The sequence below is a fragment of the Arthrobacter sp. U41 genome (assembly GCF_001750145.1).
In the GTDB taxonomy this organism is placed as follows: domain Bacteria; phylum Actinomycetota; class Actinomycetes; order Actinomycetales; family Micrococcaceae; genus Arthrobacter.
In genome coordinates this window covers 417,941-432,496 of record NZ_CP015732.1, presented here as the reverse complement: position 1 = coordinate 432,496, position 14,556 = coordinate 417,941, and the positions used below count along the sequence as shown (strand labels likewise).

General features: G+C 66.0%; 13 protein-coding genes. 8 read left to right on the top strand and 5 right to left on the bottom strand.

Annotation, left to right across the window (positions count from 1 at the left end; translation table 11 throughout):
- Positions 1–140 precede the first annotated feature (140 nt).
- Both ASPU41_RS02050 and rfbA read right to left on the bottom strand, forming a co-directional pair.
- Positions 141–2,384, bottom strand: a complete 2,244-nt coding sequence (locus ASPU41_RS02050; RefSeq protein WP_069949501.1) for a S9 family peptidase — start codon at positions 2,382–2,384, stop codon at positions 141–143.
- 96 nt (positions 2,385–2,480) lie between these two features.
- Entirely contained in the window at positions 2,481–3,353 is an 873-nt protein-coding gene (rfbA, locus tag ASPU41_RS02045; protein ID WP_069949500.1) for a glucose-1-phosphate thymidylyltransferase RfbA, read from the bottom strand.
- 66 nt (positions 3,354–3,419) lie between these two features.
- Here rfbA and rfbB point away from each other — a divergent pair, with 66 nt between their 5' ends.
- Together rfbB and ASPU41_RS02035 are read left to right on the top strand one after the other, a co-directional pair.
- Positions 3,420–4,418: a dTDP-glucose 4,6-dehydratase gene (gene rfbB, locus ASPU41_RS02040; protein ID WP_069952413.1), complete on the top strand. Its 999-nt coding sequence runs from the start codon at positions 3,420–3,422 to the stop codon at positions 4,416–4,418.
- Between the two features lie 3 nt (positions 4,419–4,421).
- Positions 4,422–5,843 (top strand): sugar nucleotide-binding protein, encoded by a 1,422-nt coding sequence (locus ASPU41_RS02035; RefSeq protein ID WP_069949499.1) that lies wholly within the window; start codon positions 4,422–4,424, stop codon positions 5,841–5,843.
- A gap of 43 nt (positions 5,844–5,886) precedes the next feature.
- Here the strand turns inward: ASPU41_RS02035 and ASPU41_RS02030 are convergent, their stop codons facing one another.
- Complete coding sequence (locus ASPU41_RS02030) at positions 5,887–6,963, bottom strand: LCP family protein (protein WP_231941138.1); 1,077 nt, start codon at positions 6,961–6,963, stop codon at positions 5,887–5,889.
- A gap of 58 nt (positions 6,964–7,021) precedes the next feature.
- Complete coding sequence (locus tag ASPU41_RS02025; protein WP_442856229.1) at positions 7,022–7,654, bottom strand: arsenate reductase/protein-tyrosine-phosphatase family protein; 633 nt, start codon at positions 7,652–7,654, stop codon at positions 7,022–7,024.
- A gap of 201 nt (positions 7,655–7,855) precedes the next feature.
- Between ASPU41_RS02025 and ASPU41_RS22455 the strand changes: the two genes are divergently transcribed.
- The 3 genes from ASPU41_RS22455 to ASPU41_RS02010 all read left to right on the top strand — a co-directional run bounded on the left by ASPU41_RS22455 (position 7,856) and on the right by ASPU41_RS02010 (position 11,368).
- Positions 7,856–8,446 carry a hypothetical protein gene (locus ASPU41_RS22455; RefSeq protein ID WP_157356902.1) on the top strand — a complete coding sequence of 197 codons (591 nt, stop codon included), beginning with the start codon at positions 7,856–7,858 and terminating at the stop codon, positions 8,444–8,446.
- A 272-nt stretch (positions 8,447–8,718) separates the two neighbouring features.
- Complete coding sequence (locus ASPU41_RS02015; protein ID WP_231941137.1) at positions 8,719–9,816, top strand: hypothetical protein; 1,098 nt, start codon at positions 8,719–8,721, stop codon at positions 9,814–9,816.
- A gap of 85 nt (positions 9,817–9,901) precedes the next feature.
- Entirely contained in the window at positions 9,902–11,368 is a 1,467-nt protein-coding gene (locus tag ASPU41_RS02010) for a polysaccharide biosynthesis tyrosine autokinase (protein ID WP_069949495.1), read from the top strand.
- A 66-nt stretch (positions 11,369–11,434) separates the two neighbouring features.
- Here the strand turns inward: ASPU41_RS02010 and lepB are convergent, their stop codons facing one another.
- Positions 11,435–12,151, bottom strand: a complete 717-nt coding sequence (gene lepB, locus ASPU41_RS02005; protein ID WP_069949494.1) for a signal peptidase I — start codon at positions 12,149–12,151, stop codon at positions 11,435–11,437.
- A 132-nt stretch (positions 12,152–12,283) separates the two neighbouring features.
- Here lepB and paaA point away from each other — a divergent pair, with 132 nt between their 5' ends.
- The 3 genes from paaA to paaC are packed head-to-tail and all read left to right on the top strand — an operon-like array spanning position 12,284 to position 14,555.
- On the top strand, positions 12,284–13,315 hold the full coding sequence (paaA, locus tag ASPU41_RS02000) for a 1,2-phenylacetyl-CoA epoxidase subunit PaaA (RefSeq protein ID WP_069949493.1): 1,032 nt from the start codon (positions 12,284–12,286) through the stop codon (positions 13,313–13,315).
- Positions 13,312–13,617 carry a 1,2-phenylacetyl-CoA epoxidase subunit PaaB gene (paaB, locus tag ASPU41_RS01995; protein WP_028265291.1) on the top strand — a complete coding sequence of 102 codons (306 nt, stop codon included), beginning with the start codon at positions 13,312–13,314 and terminating at the stop codon, positions 13,615–13,617. The genes paaA and paaB overlap by 4 nt, the downstream gene beginning before the upstream one ends.
- Positions 13,614–14,555 carry a 1,2-phenylacetyl-CoA epoxidase subunit PaaC gene (gene paaC, locus ASPU41_RS01990; protein WP_069949491.1) on the top strand — a complete coding sequence of 314 codons (942 nt, stop codon included), beginning with the start codon at positions 13,614–13,616 and terminating at the stop codon, positions 14,553–14,555. The genes paaB and paaC overlap by 4 nt, the downstream gene beginning before the upstream one ends.
- The last annotated feature ends 1 nt before the right edge of the window (position 14,556 follow it).

Sequence of the window (14,556 nt, the reverse complement as noted above, 5' to 3'; positions counted from 1 at the left end):
TCCATAGCGGCCATCTGTGACGAATCGGTGAGCACCCGGCGCGGGCGAGCCCGGCGAGCACAATCGGTTGCTCCGCACCCGCCCTTATCCGGGCTCAAAAGGGCGGTTACGGAGCAACCGATCGAGAGGAGAAGGACCCCTTACTTGACCCCGGCGCCCGGCAGGAGCTCGGTCGCGCCCAGGGAGTCGGCGACGAAGGCGTAGTCCCAGGCGCGTTCCTTCCACTGCACGTACCGGCCGGAGGCGCCGCCGTGGCCGCCCTCCATCTCGATCTTCATCACGATCGGCTCGCTGCCGGTGTTGAGTTCGCGCAGCCGCTGCACCCATTTGGCGGGCTCCACGTACAGCACCCGCGTGTCATTAAACGAGGTGACCGCGGCGATTTTGGGGTACGCCACCGCGCGGACGTTCTCGTACGGCGTATAGGACTTCATGTACTCGTACACGGCGCGGTCGGTGATCGGGTTGCCCCACTCCTCCCACTCCAGCGCCGAGAGCGGCAGTTCCGGATCCAGGATGGTGGTCAGGGCGTCCACGAACGGCACGGCGGCCACGATCGCCGCGTACTTCTCCGGTGCCAGGTTGGCGACCGCGCCCATCAGCAGGCCGCCGGCCGAGCCGCCCATGGCCGCGATCCGGGCCGGGTCCACCCAGCCGGACTCCGCCAGCCAGTCGGTGGCCGCGATGAAGTCGGTGAAGGTGTTCTTCTTCTGCAGCTTCTTGCCGGTGTCGTACCAGTGCCGGCCCAGTTCCCCGCCGCCGCGGATGTGCGCGATCACGAACACGATGCCCCGGTCCAGCAGCGAGAGCCGTGGGATGCCGAAGCCGGGATCCATGCTCATCTCGTAGGAGCCGTATCCGTACACCAGGCCCGCGGCGGTGGAGTCGCGCTTCACCGAGGCGTGCCGGAGCACGGAGAGCGGGATCCGGGTCCCGTCGGAAGCCACGGCCCACTCACGGGTGGCGACATAGTCGGCGGAGGAGTAGCCGCCGAGCACGGGGCTTTCCTTGCGCAGCAGCAGTTGGCCGGCGGGCTGCTCCGTGGTGGGCAGCACAAAGTCGTAGACCCGGGTCGGGGTGAAGTAGGAGGTGTAGCCCATCCGGATCACGGGGGCGTCGTAGTCGGAGCCGGCCACGCCTGCGGTGTAGAGCTCCTCCTCGAAGGCGGGCTCCACCGGCGCGCCCTGCTCCGGCGTGCCCAGCCCGGTCAGCGACAGGACCTGCACGCGCTCGATCGTGTCTTTGCGGATGGAGACCACCAGGTGCGTCGAGGTGACCCCGGCGCCGTTGACGCGCACCTCATCGGAGTGCTCGACGACGGTCGTCCAGTGCTGCTCGGCGACCGGCTTGGCGAGCTCGGCCGGGTCCACGAGGGAGACCATGGAGTTGATGGCGTCCCGGTTGTGGGTCAGGACGATGACCTCGGACTGCTTCCCCGAGGCGTCCGTGAGGAGGAACGGCTCGGCCTCGTAGAGGATGCGTTCGTCCCGGGAGATCACGGTGCGGAGTCCGGCGTCGAGCGCGTCGAAGCGCAGCAGCCGGGTCTCGCTGAATTCCGAGCAGCCGATGCCCAGGACAAGGTGGCGCCGGTCGGCGGAGAGCTCGAAGCCCAGCCACATGGCGACGTCGTCCTCCTGGTAGATGACCTCGTCACCGGCGACGGGCGTGCCCAGGACATGGGACTTCACCTGGTAGGGCCGCCAGGAGTCGTCCACCACGGTGTAGAAGATCCGGGTGCCGTCGGGGGAGAAGGAGATGCCGTAGAAGACGTTCTCGATCACGTCGGGAAGGAGTTCCCCGGTCCGCAGGTCCTTGATGCGCAGGGTGAAGCGCTCGTCGCCGGAATTGTCCACGGCGTAGGCGTAGAGGTTCCCGTCGATGGTCACGGCGGCACCGCCGACGGCGAAGAACGGCTTGCCCTCCGCCTCGACGTTGCCGTCCAGCAGGATTTCCTCGCCCGGAATCTCGACGCCAACCTCGACGGCGGGGGGAGTCCAGTCGGCGACGCGGTCCCCGGTGTCCCGGGCCCGGACGCGGCACTGGATGCCGTATTCCTTGCCCTCCACCGAGCGGGTGTAGTACCACCAGCCGTCCTTGCGGTTGGGAACGGAGAGGTCCGTCTCCTGGGTGCGGGCCTTGATCTCCTGGAAGATGGCCTCGCGCAGCGGCTCCTGGTGGGCCGTCACTGCCTCCTGGTAGGCGTTCTCGGCCTTGAGCAGCTCCACGACCTCGGCGGATTCCTTGTTCCGCAGCCACTCATAGCTGTCCTCGAAGGCATCTCCGTGGTGTGTGCGGAGGGCGGGGATTTTCTTGGCCACGGGTGCGGCTACAGCGGATTTTTCCACGGCGATGGATGGGCCATCAATGGCGGGAGTCTCAGTCATGCTCCCCAATATATAGAGCCATCCGGCGCGTGGCGCCCACTTTCGCCACGGGGGTATTCGGCCGCCTCGCAGAGTCGGCCCCGCGGCGGTCCGGTGCTACTTGGGCCCGTCCGCCAGAAGGTTGAGCAGGTAGCTTCCGTAGCCGCTCTTGGCCAGGGGCTCTGCGCGTTCTCGGAGCTCATCGTCGTTCAGGAATCCGAGCCGCCACGCGATTTCCTCGGGGCAGCCGATGGCAAGGCCTTGGCGTTTCTGAACCGTGCGCACGAACTCAGAGGCTTCGTTCAACGAATCAAATGTTCCAGTGTCCAGCCATGCGGATCCACGGGGAAGAATCTCCACCTGTAGCTTGTTCAGCCCAAGATACGCCTTGTTCACGTCCGTGATTTCGAGTTCGCCGCGCGGCGATGGTTTCAGTTCGCGGGCGATCTCGACGACGTCGTTGTCGTAGAAGTAGAGTCCGGGCACCGCGTAGTGGCTCCGGGGTTTTTCGGGCTTTTCTTCGAGTGAGATGGCCTTACCGGAGTCGTCGAACTCCACCACGCCATAGGAAGAGGGGTCCGCAACCCAATAGCCGAAGACGGCGCCGCCATCAATGTTCGCGAAGCGGCGGAGCTGGGTTCCCAGGCCGTGGCCGTAGAAGATGTTGTCGCCCAGCACCAAGGCAACAGGTCCGTCGCCAATGTGCTCGGCGCCGAGCACGAAGGCCTGAGCCAGTCCGTCCGGGGAGGGCTGGACCTTGTAGGTGATGCTGATCCCGAATTGCGAGCCGTCACCGAGCAGGCGCTCAAACTGGTCACCGTCATGCGGGGTGGTGATAATCAGGATGTCCCGGATTCCGGCCAGCATCAGCGTGGAAAGCGGGTAATAGATCATCGGTTTGTCATAGACCGGAACCAGCTGTTTGCTGATGCCCAAAGTAATCGGATGAAGTCTTGAACCGGTCCCCCCGGCGAGGATAATTCCGCGCATGACGCCAATCCTCCACTGAGCTTTCAGGTTCAACCAAATCGTCCTCGCTGTGGAACGATGGAAATCATGCAGAAGCTCCTTGTCACCGGTGGCGCCGGGTTCATCGGTTCCAACTTTGTCCACTATGTCCTTGAGAACACCGACGATCACGTGACCGTGCTGGACAAGCTCACTTACGCCGGAAATTTGGAGTCGTTGAAGGGCCTGCCGGGGGAGCGCTTCGAATTCGTGCAGGGGGACATCTGCGACGCGGCCCTGGTCGAGGGACTGGTTGCCGGGGCCGATGTGGTGGTCCATTACGCCGCGGAGTCACACAACGATAACTCCCTGCATGACCCGCGCCCGTTCCTGGATACGAACATCATCGGCACCTACACGCTGATCGAGGCGGCCCGGAAGCACGGCAGGCGGTTCCACCACATCTCCACCGACGAGGTCTACGGCGACCTGGAGCTGGACGACCCGGAACGGTTCACCGAGGACACCCCGTACAACCCCTCGAGCCCGTACTCCTCGACGAAGGCCGGCTCGGATTTGCTGGTGCGGGCCTGGGTGCGGTCGTTCGGGCTGCAGGCGACGATCAGCAACTGCTCGAACAACTACGGCCCGTACCAGCATGTGGAGAAGTTCATCCCGCGCCAGATCACCAACGTGATCGACGGGATCCGCCCCAAGCTGTACGGCAAGGGCGAGAACGTCCGGGACTGGATCCACGCCAACGACCATTCCTCCGCGGTGCTGGCGATCATCGAGAAGGGCCGGATCGGGGAGACGTACCTGATCGGCGCGGACGGGGAGCAGAACAACAAGGACGTCGTCGAACTGATCCTCAAGCACATGGGCCTGGCCCCGGACGCGTACGACCACGTCGTCGACCGGCCCGGGCACGACCTGCGCTACGCGATCGACTCCACGAAGCTCCGCACCGAGCTCGGCTGGGAGCCGCGGTTTTCCAATTTCGACGCCGGCCTCGAGGACACCATTGCCTGGTACCGGGACAACGAGGACTGGTGGCGGCCGCAGAAGGCCGCGACGGAAGCGAAGTACCTGGAACAGGGCCAGTAGATTATGCCGATCGAGTTCTCGAAAAAGCTCACCGCGCACCACACCCCGATTCCCGGCGTGGTCCTGTACGACCTGCCGGTCCATGGTGATAACCGGGGCTGGTTCAAGGAGAACTGGCAGCGGGAAAAGATGCTGGCCCTGGGCCTGCCGGACTTCGCGCCGGTGCAGAACAACATCTCGTTCAACGAAAAGGCCGGCACGACCCGCGGGATCCACGCCGAGCCGTGGGACAAGTTCATCTCCGTCGCCACCGGCCGGATCTTCGGGGCCTGGGTGGACCTGCGCGAGGGACCGTCCTTCGGCGCGGTGTTCACCGCCGAACTGGATGCCAGCCAGGCGATTTTCATCCCGCGCGGGGTGGGCAACGCGTTCCAGACCCTGGAAGACAACACCGCCTACACCTACCTCGTCAACGACCACTGGTCCGCCGACGCCCAGGGCCGGTACACCTTCCTGAACCTCGCCGACGAGAGTGCCGCGATCCCCTGGCCGGTCCCGCTGGACCAGGCCGAACTCTCCGAGAAGGACAAAAACCACCCCCGGCTCGCGGACGTGGCCCCGATGCCGCCGAAGAAAACCCTCGTTGTCGGCGCCGACGGCCAGCTCGGCACGGCGCTGCGGAAACTCTACGACGGCGACCCGTCCGTCGAGTTCGCCGGCCGGGCGGAATTCGACCTCGGCACCGAGGAGTCCTTCACCGCCCGGACCTGGAAAAACTACGCCACCATCATCAACGCCGCCGCCTACACCGCCGTGGACGCCGCCGAAACCCCCGAAGGCCGCAGGGCCGCCTGGGCCATCAACGTCACCGCCGTCGCCCGCCTGGCCCGCACCGCCGTCGAGCACAACCTGACCCTGGTGCACGTCTCCTCCGACTACGTCTTCGACGGCACCCGTGAGATCCACCCCGAAGACGAGCCAGTCTCGCCCCTGGGCGTCTACGGCCAGACCAAGGCCGCCGGCGACGCCGCCGTCAGCGTGGTGCCCCGGCACTACATCGTGCGCACCAGCTGGGTCATCGGCGACGGCAACAACTTCGTCCGCACCATGGCCTCCCTGGCGAAACGCGGCATAGCGCCGCAGGTGGTCAACGACCAGACCGGCCGGCTCAGCTTCACCGAGGACATCGCCGCGGGTATCCGCCACCTGCTCGCCACGGGCGCCCCGTATGGGATCTACAACCTCAGCAACGACGGGCCCTCCCAGTCCTGGGCCGACATCGCCGCGGATGTGTTCGAACTCTCCGGGGGATCCCGGACCGCCGTGACAGGCGTCAGCACGGAGGAATACTTCCAAGGCAAAGCTGCGGCGCCACGGCCTCTTAATAGCCTGCTGCCCCTGCACAAGATCCAGGCAAGCGGGTTCCAGCCGAGGCACGTGAAAGAACCCCTGGCGGACTACCTCGCTGACGTCCTGGCTGACTAGCGCAGGTTCACTTGGGGCCGTAGCCACGGCCCCGGCGGGGCAGTCAGTTGCCGTTCTGCAGGCCGTTGGCGGCGACGTAGTCGGCCAAAGTCCCGGAAGACAGCGCGGCGGACACGGCCGCGGTGGCGGCGGGGTTCTGCCAGATCACCGACTGGCCGCTGGTGGTGGTCCCGACGCCGGCAGTGGGGAGTGTAAAGAAAACCCCGCTGCCGGGGGCCGTGCTGCGCAGGCTGAAGGCGAGCCGTTCCAGCGTCTCCACCGTGAGCCCGGGGTCCACCGTGACGTGCGGGAGGACGGTCGCCACCAGCTGCTTCACGGTGTTGCGGTCCGACAGTCCGCCCTCAGCCGCCATCTTGGCCATCAGAGCCTTGATAAAGGTCTGCTGGTTCCGGACCCGCTGGTAGTCGCCGTCCGCGAACGCTTTGCGCTCCCGGACAAAGGCCAGGGCCTGCGAGCCGTTGAGCCTGTTCACACCCGGCGGAAAATTCACGAAGTCGTCGATCGTGCCCTGGAAGGGCCGCTTGATGTCGACGTCGACGCCGCCGAGGGCATCGGTCATGGCGGCGAAGCCCTGGAAGTCCGCCATCACGGTGTGGTCGATGTGCTGGCCGAGCAGGGCCTCCACGGTCTGCGTCATAAGCGGCACCCCGCCCAGTTCGAGCCCGGCGTTGACCTTTCCCCCGCCGTAGCCGGGGATGTCCACCCACAGGTCACGCATGAGGGAGATGCCATAGACACTCTGGCGGTCCGCCGGGAGATGGACGAAGACGAGGGCGTCCCCGCGCTGGTCCGAGGTCCCGCCGGAGGCCGCGACCGCCCGATCGTTCACGCGGCTGTCGCTGCCGATCAGCAGGATGTTCAGTGCCGTGGGCGGCGGATCCGGGGTCGGGGTGGGCGTGGGCTCCGGCGTTACGGGCGGTGTGGTCTCCGGCGCCGGGGCGGAGGTTTCCACCGGGGCCGCGGTTTCGGTGCGCGGCCGGTTCAGCAGGAATGCTGCCACGACGACGGCGAGTACCACCAGCCCGGCGATGACGGCGATGGCAATGGTGCGACGGCGGTTCATTCCGCCCGGTGCCGCGGCTGAGCCTGCGGCTGCTGCTGGTTCCGGAGATATCCCCATGGCCGGACACTACCACCGCCATCCGCCAGATGATGCCGGCGGCACGGAGATTAAATGGTCAGCCGTGCTCGCGGGCGAACCGCAGAATGCCGAGGATGGCCGGGGCGAGCTCGTCCTCCATCTGGTTGTACAGCTCCGGCCCGCGCCGGTAGGGATCCACCACATCGTTGTCGGCGGCTTCCGCGGCCAGCGCGAGGTGCCGCGCGGAGGCCGCCCGGGCGGGGAGTCCCCGCCAAAACGCCGGAAGGTCGACGGCGGCGGACGGCGCGTCGCGCTGGCCAAGGACCTCCAGCATCCGGGCGAACTCGCGGATAGTGAAGGTCCGCTTCAGCAAGGAGGCGTCCATCTGCATCACGGCGCCGCGGTGTTTGGCGGTCATCGCCAGCACCAAATCGGACTCCCTGAGGATCCTGGGCGTCAGCTGTCGGGCCGCAAAGCCCTCCGGCGTTCCGCCGTACGTCCTGATGATCTCCGCGGAGAGCGGCTGGATCGGATCGCCCACCATGGCCCGGGTTCCGGCGCTGCTCACCACAAACGCGCCGGGTTGAACCTGGTCCAGGCCGGCCTGCAGGAGGCGCTCGGCGACCGGCGAGCGGCAGATGTTGCCGGTGCAGACCGTCAGGATCCGAACGGGGTGAAGCGCTTCCAAGGTTTTTCCAACTTCCAGTAGCGGGACTCGTGCCTGCGGCATGGTTTCCGAGTCTAGCCGCGCCTTCACCGCCGTGACGGTTGGAAGGAGATAGGGCCGCGTTCTGTTGTTCTTGATAATAAAGAAGCTTGATATTGAAGAATCATGCTTTCCTGCGTACACTCGGCAAAGGCTGCCGAAACGCTCGGCAGGAGCGCGCCCGCACAGGGGTTTTCTCCGCCGCATTAGAACTTGGGGTAGAAGATGTCGGAGATTAAGAGCCTGGCCGCACCGAAAGCCAGTTTCGACCGCCGGACCGTTGTAAAGACCGCCGCGTGGAGCGTGCCCGTCATCGCGGCAGCCATTGCAGCGCCTGCGGCTGCGGCGTCTACGACGACCGCTGCGGCTGCGGCGTCTACGACGACCGCTACGGCTGCAGCGTCCTTTGCTAAGGCTCCGGCTGGCGCCACGTTCACTCGGGTTGAGAACCCGGTGCCCGGTCAGAACAGGAGTGGGTTGGCCCCGGCGGAATTCACAATCAAGAACACCTCAACTGTTCCCACCGGCACGATTCAGGGCTTTGTCACCATCCAGCCTGTTACCACTGGCGCAACGGGGGTTGGGTTTGAAACGACAACGCCGACAGCCGGGGCTGCGGGAAGTTTCTCGGGCAACGTTTTCACGGCCCCCATCTTTTACTCGATCGGCCTTGCCGGCGGCGCATCCCAGATCTTTAACCTCGGGGGGTTCAAGTACCTCGGAGCGAAATTGGCTACGGGCGGCAAATACGCCATCACGGTAACGCTCACCCACCCCGCCGCGCCGGCAGCCAGCTCTGAAATCACACTGACCTAGTAACACTCCTTCCCGCCACCAAATTATGGTCCGGGCGGCATTCCACAAGTGATCTAATGGCCAGAAGCAAAATGCCGGGATCATGTTGGGGGCGCCATGCCGGGAGGGTTCTGGCCGTGCGGGCGCCGGCTGGTAGAAGGATTCAATTTACTGAGGCGTTGCCGGATTGGTGAGACTGATTGAGGGCACCGGGCGACTTGAACCTTGACGTGTTGGGCACAAGCTTCACCGTTGTTTGGGGATCAGCCGTCACGGCCGGACAGAGGCATTCGATGGCTGAGGCCTGGAGTCGATGCCTGGGGGATCCGCGCCCCTTCGTGCCGGAAGTGGAGCCCGGCACCTCAGGCTTACCCTTCACTGCCTCCCTCCACTTTGAATCCAAGCTGCCGAACGCCGGCGCGAGACACCTCGGCTCGGACACCTTCGAGGGATTGGCCGAGGCCGTGACCTCTGAAGTCACTATCGCCGCCATCCTCGAGCGTGCCGGCGATCTGACCATGCTGCACGCCTGCGGAGTCGCGGATCCTGGGGGAGCCGTCATTGCCCTGGTCGCAAAGTCCGGCACCGGGAAGACGACGGCCTCGTCGCAGCTCGCCCGGACCTTCGGCTACATAACTGACGAAACCGTCGCCATCCGGGCGGACGGGACTGTCCTGCCGTACCCCAAGCCGTTGTCCGTTAAGCAGGCAACGCCCGGTGCCGCCAAACTGCAGGTTGGACCGGACGAGCTGGGCCTGCAGGTCGCCTCGGACAATCCCCGTATCGCGGCCATCGCACTGCTCGACAGGGTTGCCGGCGCGGACCACCAGCTGCCCGTCATCGGACCGGTCCCCCTGGTGGAGGCTGTGCTGGCGCTCATTCCGGACACGTCCTCCCAGGCTGCGGTGGCCCAGCCGCTTCAATCGCTCTGCCGGCTGATTGACAGCGTGGGCGGAGTGTTCCGGGTCAGCTATTCCGAAGCTGCTGACCTGAAGGACAGCCTCGCGCCGCTTTTTCTTACGGTGCCGGCCAACCCGTCGGAGGCCCAGGCATGGTCACCCGCACTGGGGGAGTTGGGGCCGGAAGTGGAACAAGCTGCAGACCCCGCCGGAGAAAAACCACAAGAACCAATCCCCGCGGGCTGGGTGCAAAGGACCCATGCAGTTGACGCGGTGGAGATCGGCGGGGACCTGCTGGTCCTGACGGAAGCCGAACTCACCCAGCTCAGTGGAATAGGACCCATCATCTGGAAATCCGCCCTGCGGCCAGTCTCGATGCAAACTCTGGCGAGCCGGATCGAAGCCGAGCATGGACTGCCGGAAGGCTACGAGGCCCTGCTCGATGCAGCCGTGGACGGACTCGTCCGGCAGGGAATGCTCCAGCGCGGTTAACGTGCACATCAAACGCGGTCACCGTACCGTACAGTAACTTTTCGTGTGGGTCGTTGGGGCCAGGCACGGGGGAGAGGACCTTAGCGTGACTGGTTTTGAAACGGCCGACAACAGCGGTCAAACTTCGGCGGGACTGGCGCTGGAGGACTACCTGCGCATCGCGCGGGCCCGCTGGAAGGGCATTCTGGCGTTCACCCTTGCGCTGACCGTGCTCGCCTTCTGCTGGACCCTCCTGCAGCCGAAGATTTACGCCGCACAGTCCAGCGGGATCGTGGTGGCCGGCGGCTCGGACAACCTCAGCCTTTCGCTCATGAGCGAGAATCTGGCCCAGACCAAGGCCGCCAAGTACGAGTCTGTGGCCAAGTCCAGGCTCGTGGCCGAGCGCGTCGTCACCTCGCTGGGCCTCACCACATCGCCCGACGCGCTGCTGGGCTCCGTCACCGTGGCCGTGCCGAAGGAAAGCGCCCAGCTTGCCGTGACCGCAACGTCCACTAACCCAGAAATGGCCCGAAAGGTCGCGGATGCTTGGGTCATGGGCCTGGCCGAGCAGGTCAAGGAGCTGGAAAGCATCCCCGCGGTGGAAGGCTCGGACGTCATTCCTGTTCCGGTAATTCGTGTGGTTCCGCTGGGCGAAGCCACGCTGCCGACGGCCCCGACTTCCCCCAATGTGAAGTTGTCGCTGGCCATCGGAGCTTTGGCCGGCCTGGCTCTCGGGCTCGCTTATGCACTCATTCGCCACCGACTGGACCGCCGGCTCCGCAGCGCCACGGCGATCGAGCGCCGCTTCGGCGTGCCCGTGCTGGGCACGCTCCCGGTGGACCACCGCCTGGATGGCAAAAGCACCGTACTGGACGACGGGTTCAGCCCGGTCGCCGCAGGCGAAGGATCGCATGCGATCACCGAGGCCCTGCGGGAGCTCCGGACAAACCTTCAGTATGTCGACGTCGACAATCCCCCGCGGATCATCGTGGTGACCAGTTCCGTTCCGGCCGAGGGCAAGTCGACGGTGACGGCCAACCTGGCGGTCACCATGGCCGCCGCGGGCGAGAACGTGGTGGTGGTCGACGGCGATCTGCGCCGCCCCACGTTGGTAGATGTTTTCAACCTGGTCCCCGGGGTCGGGGTCACCGACGTCCTGAGCGGCCACGCCGAGCTGGAGGACGTGCTGCAGGAATGGAGCGCGATGCCCAACCTGCGGGTACTCGGCTCCGGCCGGATCCCGCCGAACCCCAGCGAGCTGCTGGGCTCGCAGGCCATGAAGACTCTGCTCAGAACGCTCGCGCAGGACGCCATTGTGCTCGTCGACGCCCCGCCGCTGCTTCCCGTCACGGACGCCGCCGTCCTCACCCGCATTGCCGACGGAGCAATTGTTGTTATCAGGTCCGGGAAGACCACCGATGAGGAGCTTGGGAAGTCGCTCGGCAACCTGGGGCGGGTCAACGGCAACGTACTTGGCACGATCCTCAACCGGGTGCCCACCACCGGGGCGGATTCGTACCGGTACTACACCGCATATCAGTCCCGCGAGCCGGAGTCGCAGCCCGTGCGCTAGCAAGCGAAAAGATCCCCTCGGAGCAGTTCAAAGCCGCTCCGGGGGATCTTTGCTGTCCGGGAGAAGTCAGCCCACTCCACCAAAACGGTTCAGCGGCCAGAACCTGCCCGCCACCTGGCCGACGACGGCCGTGGCGCCAACGGTCCTGACGCAGTCCCCGCCGGCCTCACCAGTCAGGCTCCGGCAGGCGATGGCGGAATCCACCGAGTTGGACCGATGGTCGCCCAGCACCACCAGCTCACCTTCAGGAACGGTGAACGAGGGAACACACCGCAGCGACTGGGGGCTGCCCTGGCAGTCCAGGCTGCCAGCGGCAAACGGCAGGTCCTCAAAAACATAGGGTTCGTCCAGCGGCAGGCCGTCGATGCGCAGTTTGCCGTCGTCCCCGCAGCAGCTGATGGTTTGGCCGCCGCTCGCAACCACCCGCTTCACCAGGAACTGCTCGTTGGAGGGCCCGATCCCGGTCACGTCGCCGAAGGAACGGGCCAGCCCGGCCACCCCGCCGCTGCGTGGCACCCCAGATTCCGCCTGCCAGCTCTCCGGCCGGGTGAACACCACGATGTCGCCGGTGCGCGGCTCTGACCCGGCGTAGGCGAGCCGGTTCACCAGGATTCTGTCGCCGCCGTCCGAAGAACCCTGCAGCGTCGGCTCCATGGATCCGGACGGGATCCGGTAGGCCTTCACCAGGAACCCCTGGACCAGGGACACGGCCACCAGGGCAATGAGCATGTTCCGGGCCACGGAGGCCCAGAGGGGGAGCTGCTTGCCGGTGCCGATCTTCACGAGTTCAAGCTACCACCGGCCATCCGCTCCAAAGCGCCCCGGTTCAGCCCCGGTGCTTGACGCATCTCCCGCCTTCCGCATATCCTGAACGAACGGTCGGTAATTATTTATCGGAAATGCATAGGAGCAACCATGGCAGCGCAGACCCTGCAGTCAGTGCCCGGAGAGCCAACAGCGGCACGGCACGAACAGAGCCTCGAAGATGCGGCCCGGCGTGACGCTGAAGGCCAGGCATACTTCGACAAAGTCATGGCGGAAGACTCGCGGATCGAACCCCGCGACTGGATGCCCCCGGCATACCGCAAGACCCTGCTGCGCCAGATCTCACAGCACGCGCACTCGGAGATCATCGGCATGCAGCCGGAAGCCAACTGGATCTCCCGCGCCCCCAGCCTCAAGCGCAAGGCCATCCTGATGGCCAAGGTCCAGGACGAGGCCGGCCACGGCCTGTACCTGTACTCCGCCGCCGAAACCCTCGGCCAGCCGCGGGACCAGATGAACCAGGACCTGATGGACGGCAAGGCCAAGTACTCCTCCATCTTCAACTACCCGGCACGGACCTGGGCGGACATGGGTGCCATCGGCTGGATGGTCGACGGCGCCGCGATCGCCAACCAGGTGCCGCTCTGCCGCGCCTCCTTCGGCCCCTACGGCCGCGCCATGGTCCGCGTCTGCAAGGAAGAATCCTTCCACCAGCGCCAGGGCTTCGAGATCCTGCTGGAACTCTCCCACGGCACCCCCGAGCAGAAGCAGATGGCCCAGGAAGCGGTCAACCGCTGGTACGCCCCGGCCCTGATGATGTTCGGCCCGCCGGATGACGACTCGCCCAACTCCAAGCAGTCCATGGCCTGGAACATCAAGCGCTTCAGCAACGACGAACTGCGCAACCGCTTCGTCGGCATGATGATGGAGCAGGTCAAGGTCCTGGAGCTCACCCTCCCGGACAAGGACATCCGTTTCAACGAAGAGACCAAGAAATGGGAGCACGGCCCGCTGGACTGGGATGAATTCCACGAAGTCCTCGCCGGCCGCGGCCCCTGCAACGCCCAGCGCCTGGAACGGCGCCGCGAAGCACACAACAACGGCACCTGGGTCCGCGAAGCCGCCGCCGCCTACGCGGAAAAGCAGAGCCGCAAGCAAGCAGAAAAGGAATCCGCAGCATGACCACCCCCGAACCGCACGCAGGTAACGTCTGGCCCATCTGGGAAGTCTTCGTCCGCTCCAGCCGCGGCCTCTCCCACGTCCACGCCGGCTCCCTGCACGCGCCGGACGCCGCCATGGCCCTGCGCAACGCCCGTGACCTGTACACCCGCCGCAACGAGGGTGTCTCCATCTGGGTTGTCCCGGCTGACGCCATCGCCTCCAGCGATCCGGACTCCAAGGGCTCGTTCTTCGAGTCGCCCCAGGGCAAGGACTACCGGCACGCGACGTACTACACCAAGAGCGAGGGCGTGAAGCACCTGTGAGCACCTCACCTGAAACCGCGGCCGCAGCGGCCCCCGCAGAAGAAGAAGCCTCCGGCCACGGGGACGTCTCCGTCGGCGTCAAGGCAGCCAGCGGCAGCGGCGAGGCCACGGCCAGCGCCACCCGCATCACCCCCGGCAACGCCCTCCGCCCGGAGGACATCGCCCTGGCCGTCAGCCGCGGCACCGCCAATCCGAGCGAGGACGTCGCCGAGTTCGCCCTGCGCCTGGGCGATGACGCGCTGATCCTCGCGCAGCGCCTTGGCCACTGGATCTCCCGCGCCCCGGAGCTCGAGGAGGACATCGCCCTCGGCAACATCGCCCTGGACCAGCTGGGTCACGCCCGGTCCTTCCTCAGCTACGCCGGCGGGCTCGACGGTCGGAGCGAGGATGACCTCGCGTACTTCCGCCGCGAGCCCGAGTTCCGTTCCGTGGAGATCTTCGAAATCCCGAACGGTGACTTTGCCGTCACCATCGCCCGCCAGTTCGTCGTCAGCTACTACCAGTTCGAGCTGTACCGCCGCCTGGTGGAGTCCACCGACGCCACCCTGGCCGGCATCGCCGCCAAGGCCGTCAAGGAAGTGGATTACCACCGCGACCACAGCGCCCAGTGGGTGCTGCGCCTGGCCCAGGGCACGGATGAGTCCCGCGAGAAGATGATCCACGGCTTCAAAGTCGTCTGGCCCTACGTGGACGAGCTGTTCCGCGACGATGAACTCACCGCCCGCCTCGCCGCGGCCGGTGCCGCCGTCGAGCCGTCCAGCCTGCGCGCCGATTTCGACCGGCTTACCGGCGAGGTCCTCGCCGAGGCCGAACTCGACGTCCCCAAGGTCCAGCCCGCCCCCGGCGGCGGACGCAAGGGACTGCACTCCGAGCACCTCGGTTACATCCTCGCCGAAATGCAGGTGCTCGCCCGCGAGTACCCCGGAGCAAGCTGGTAAT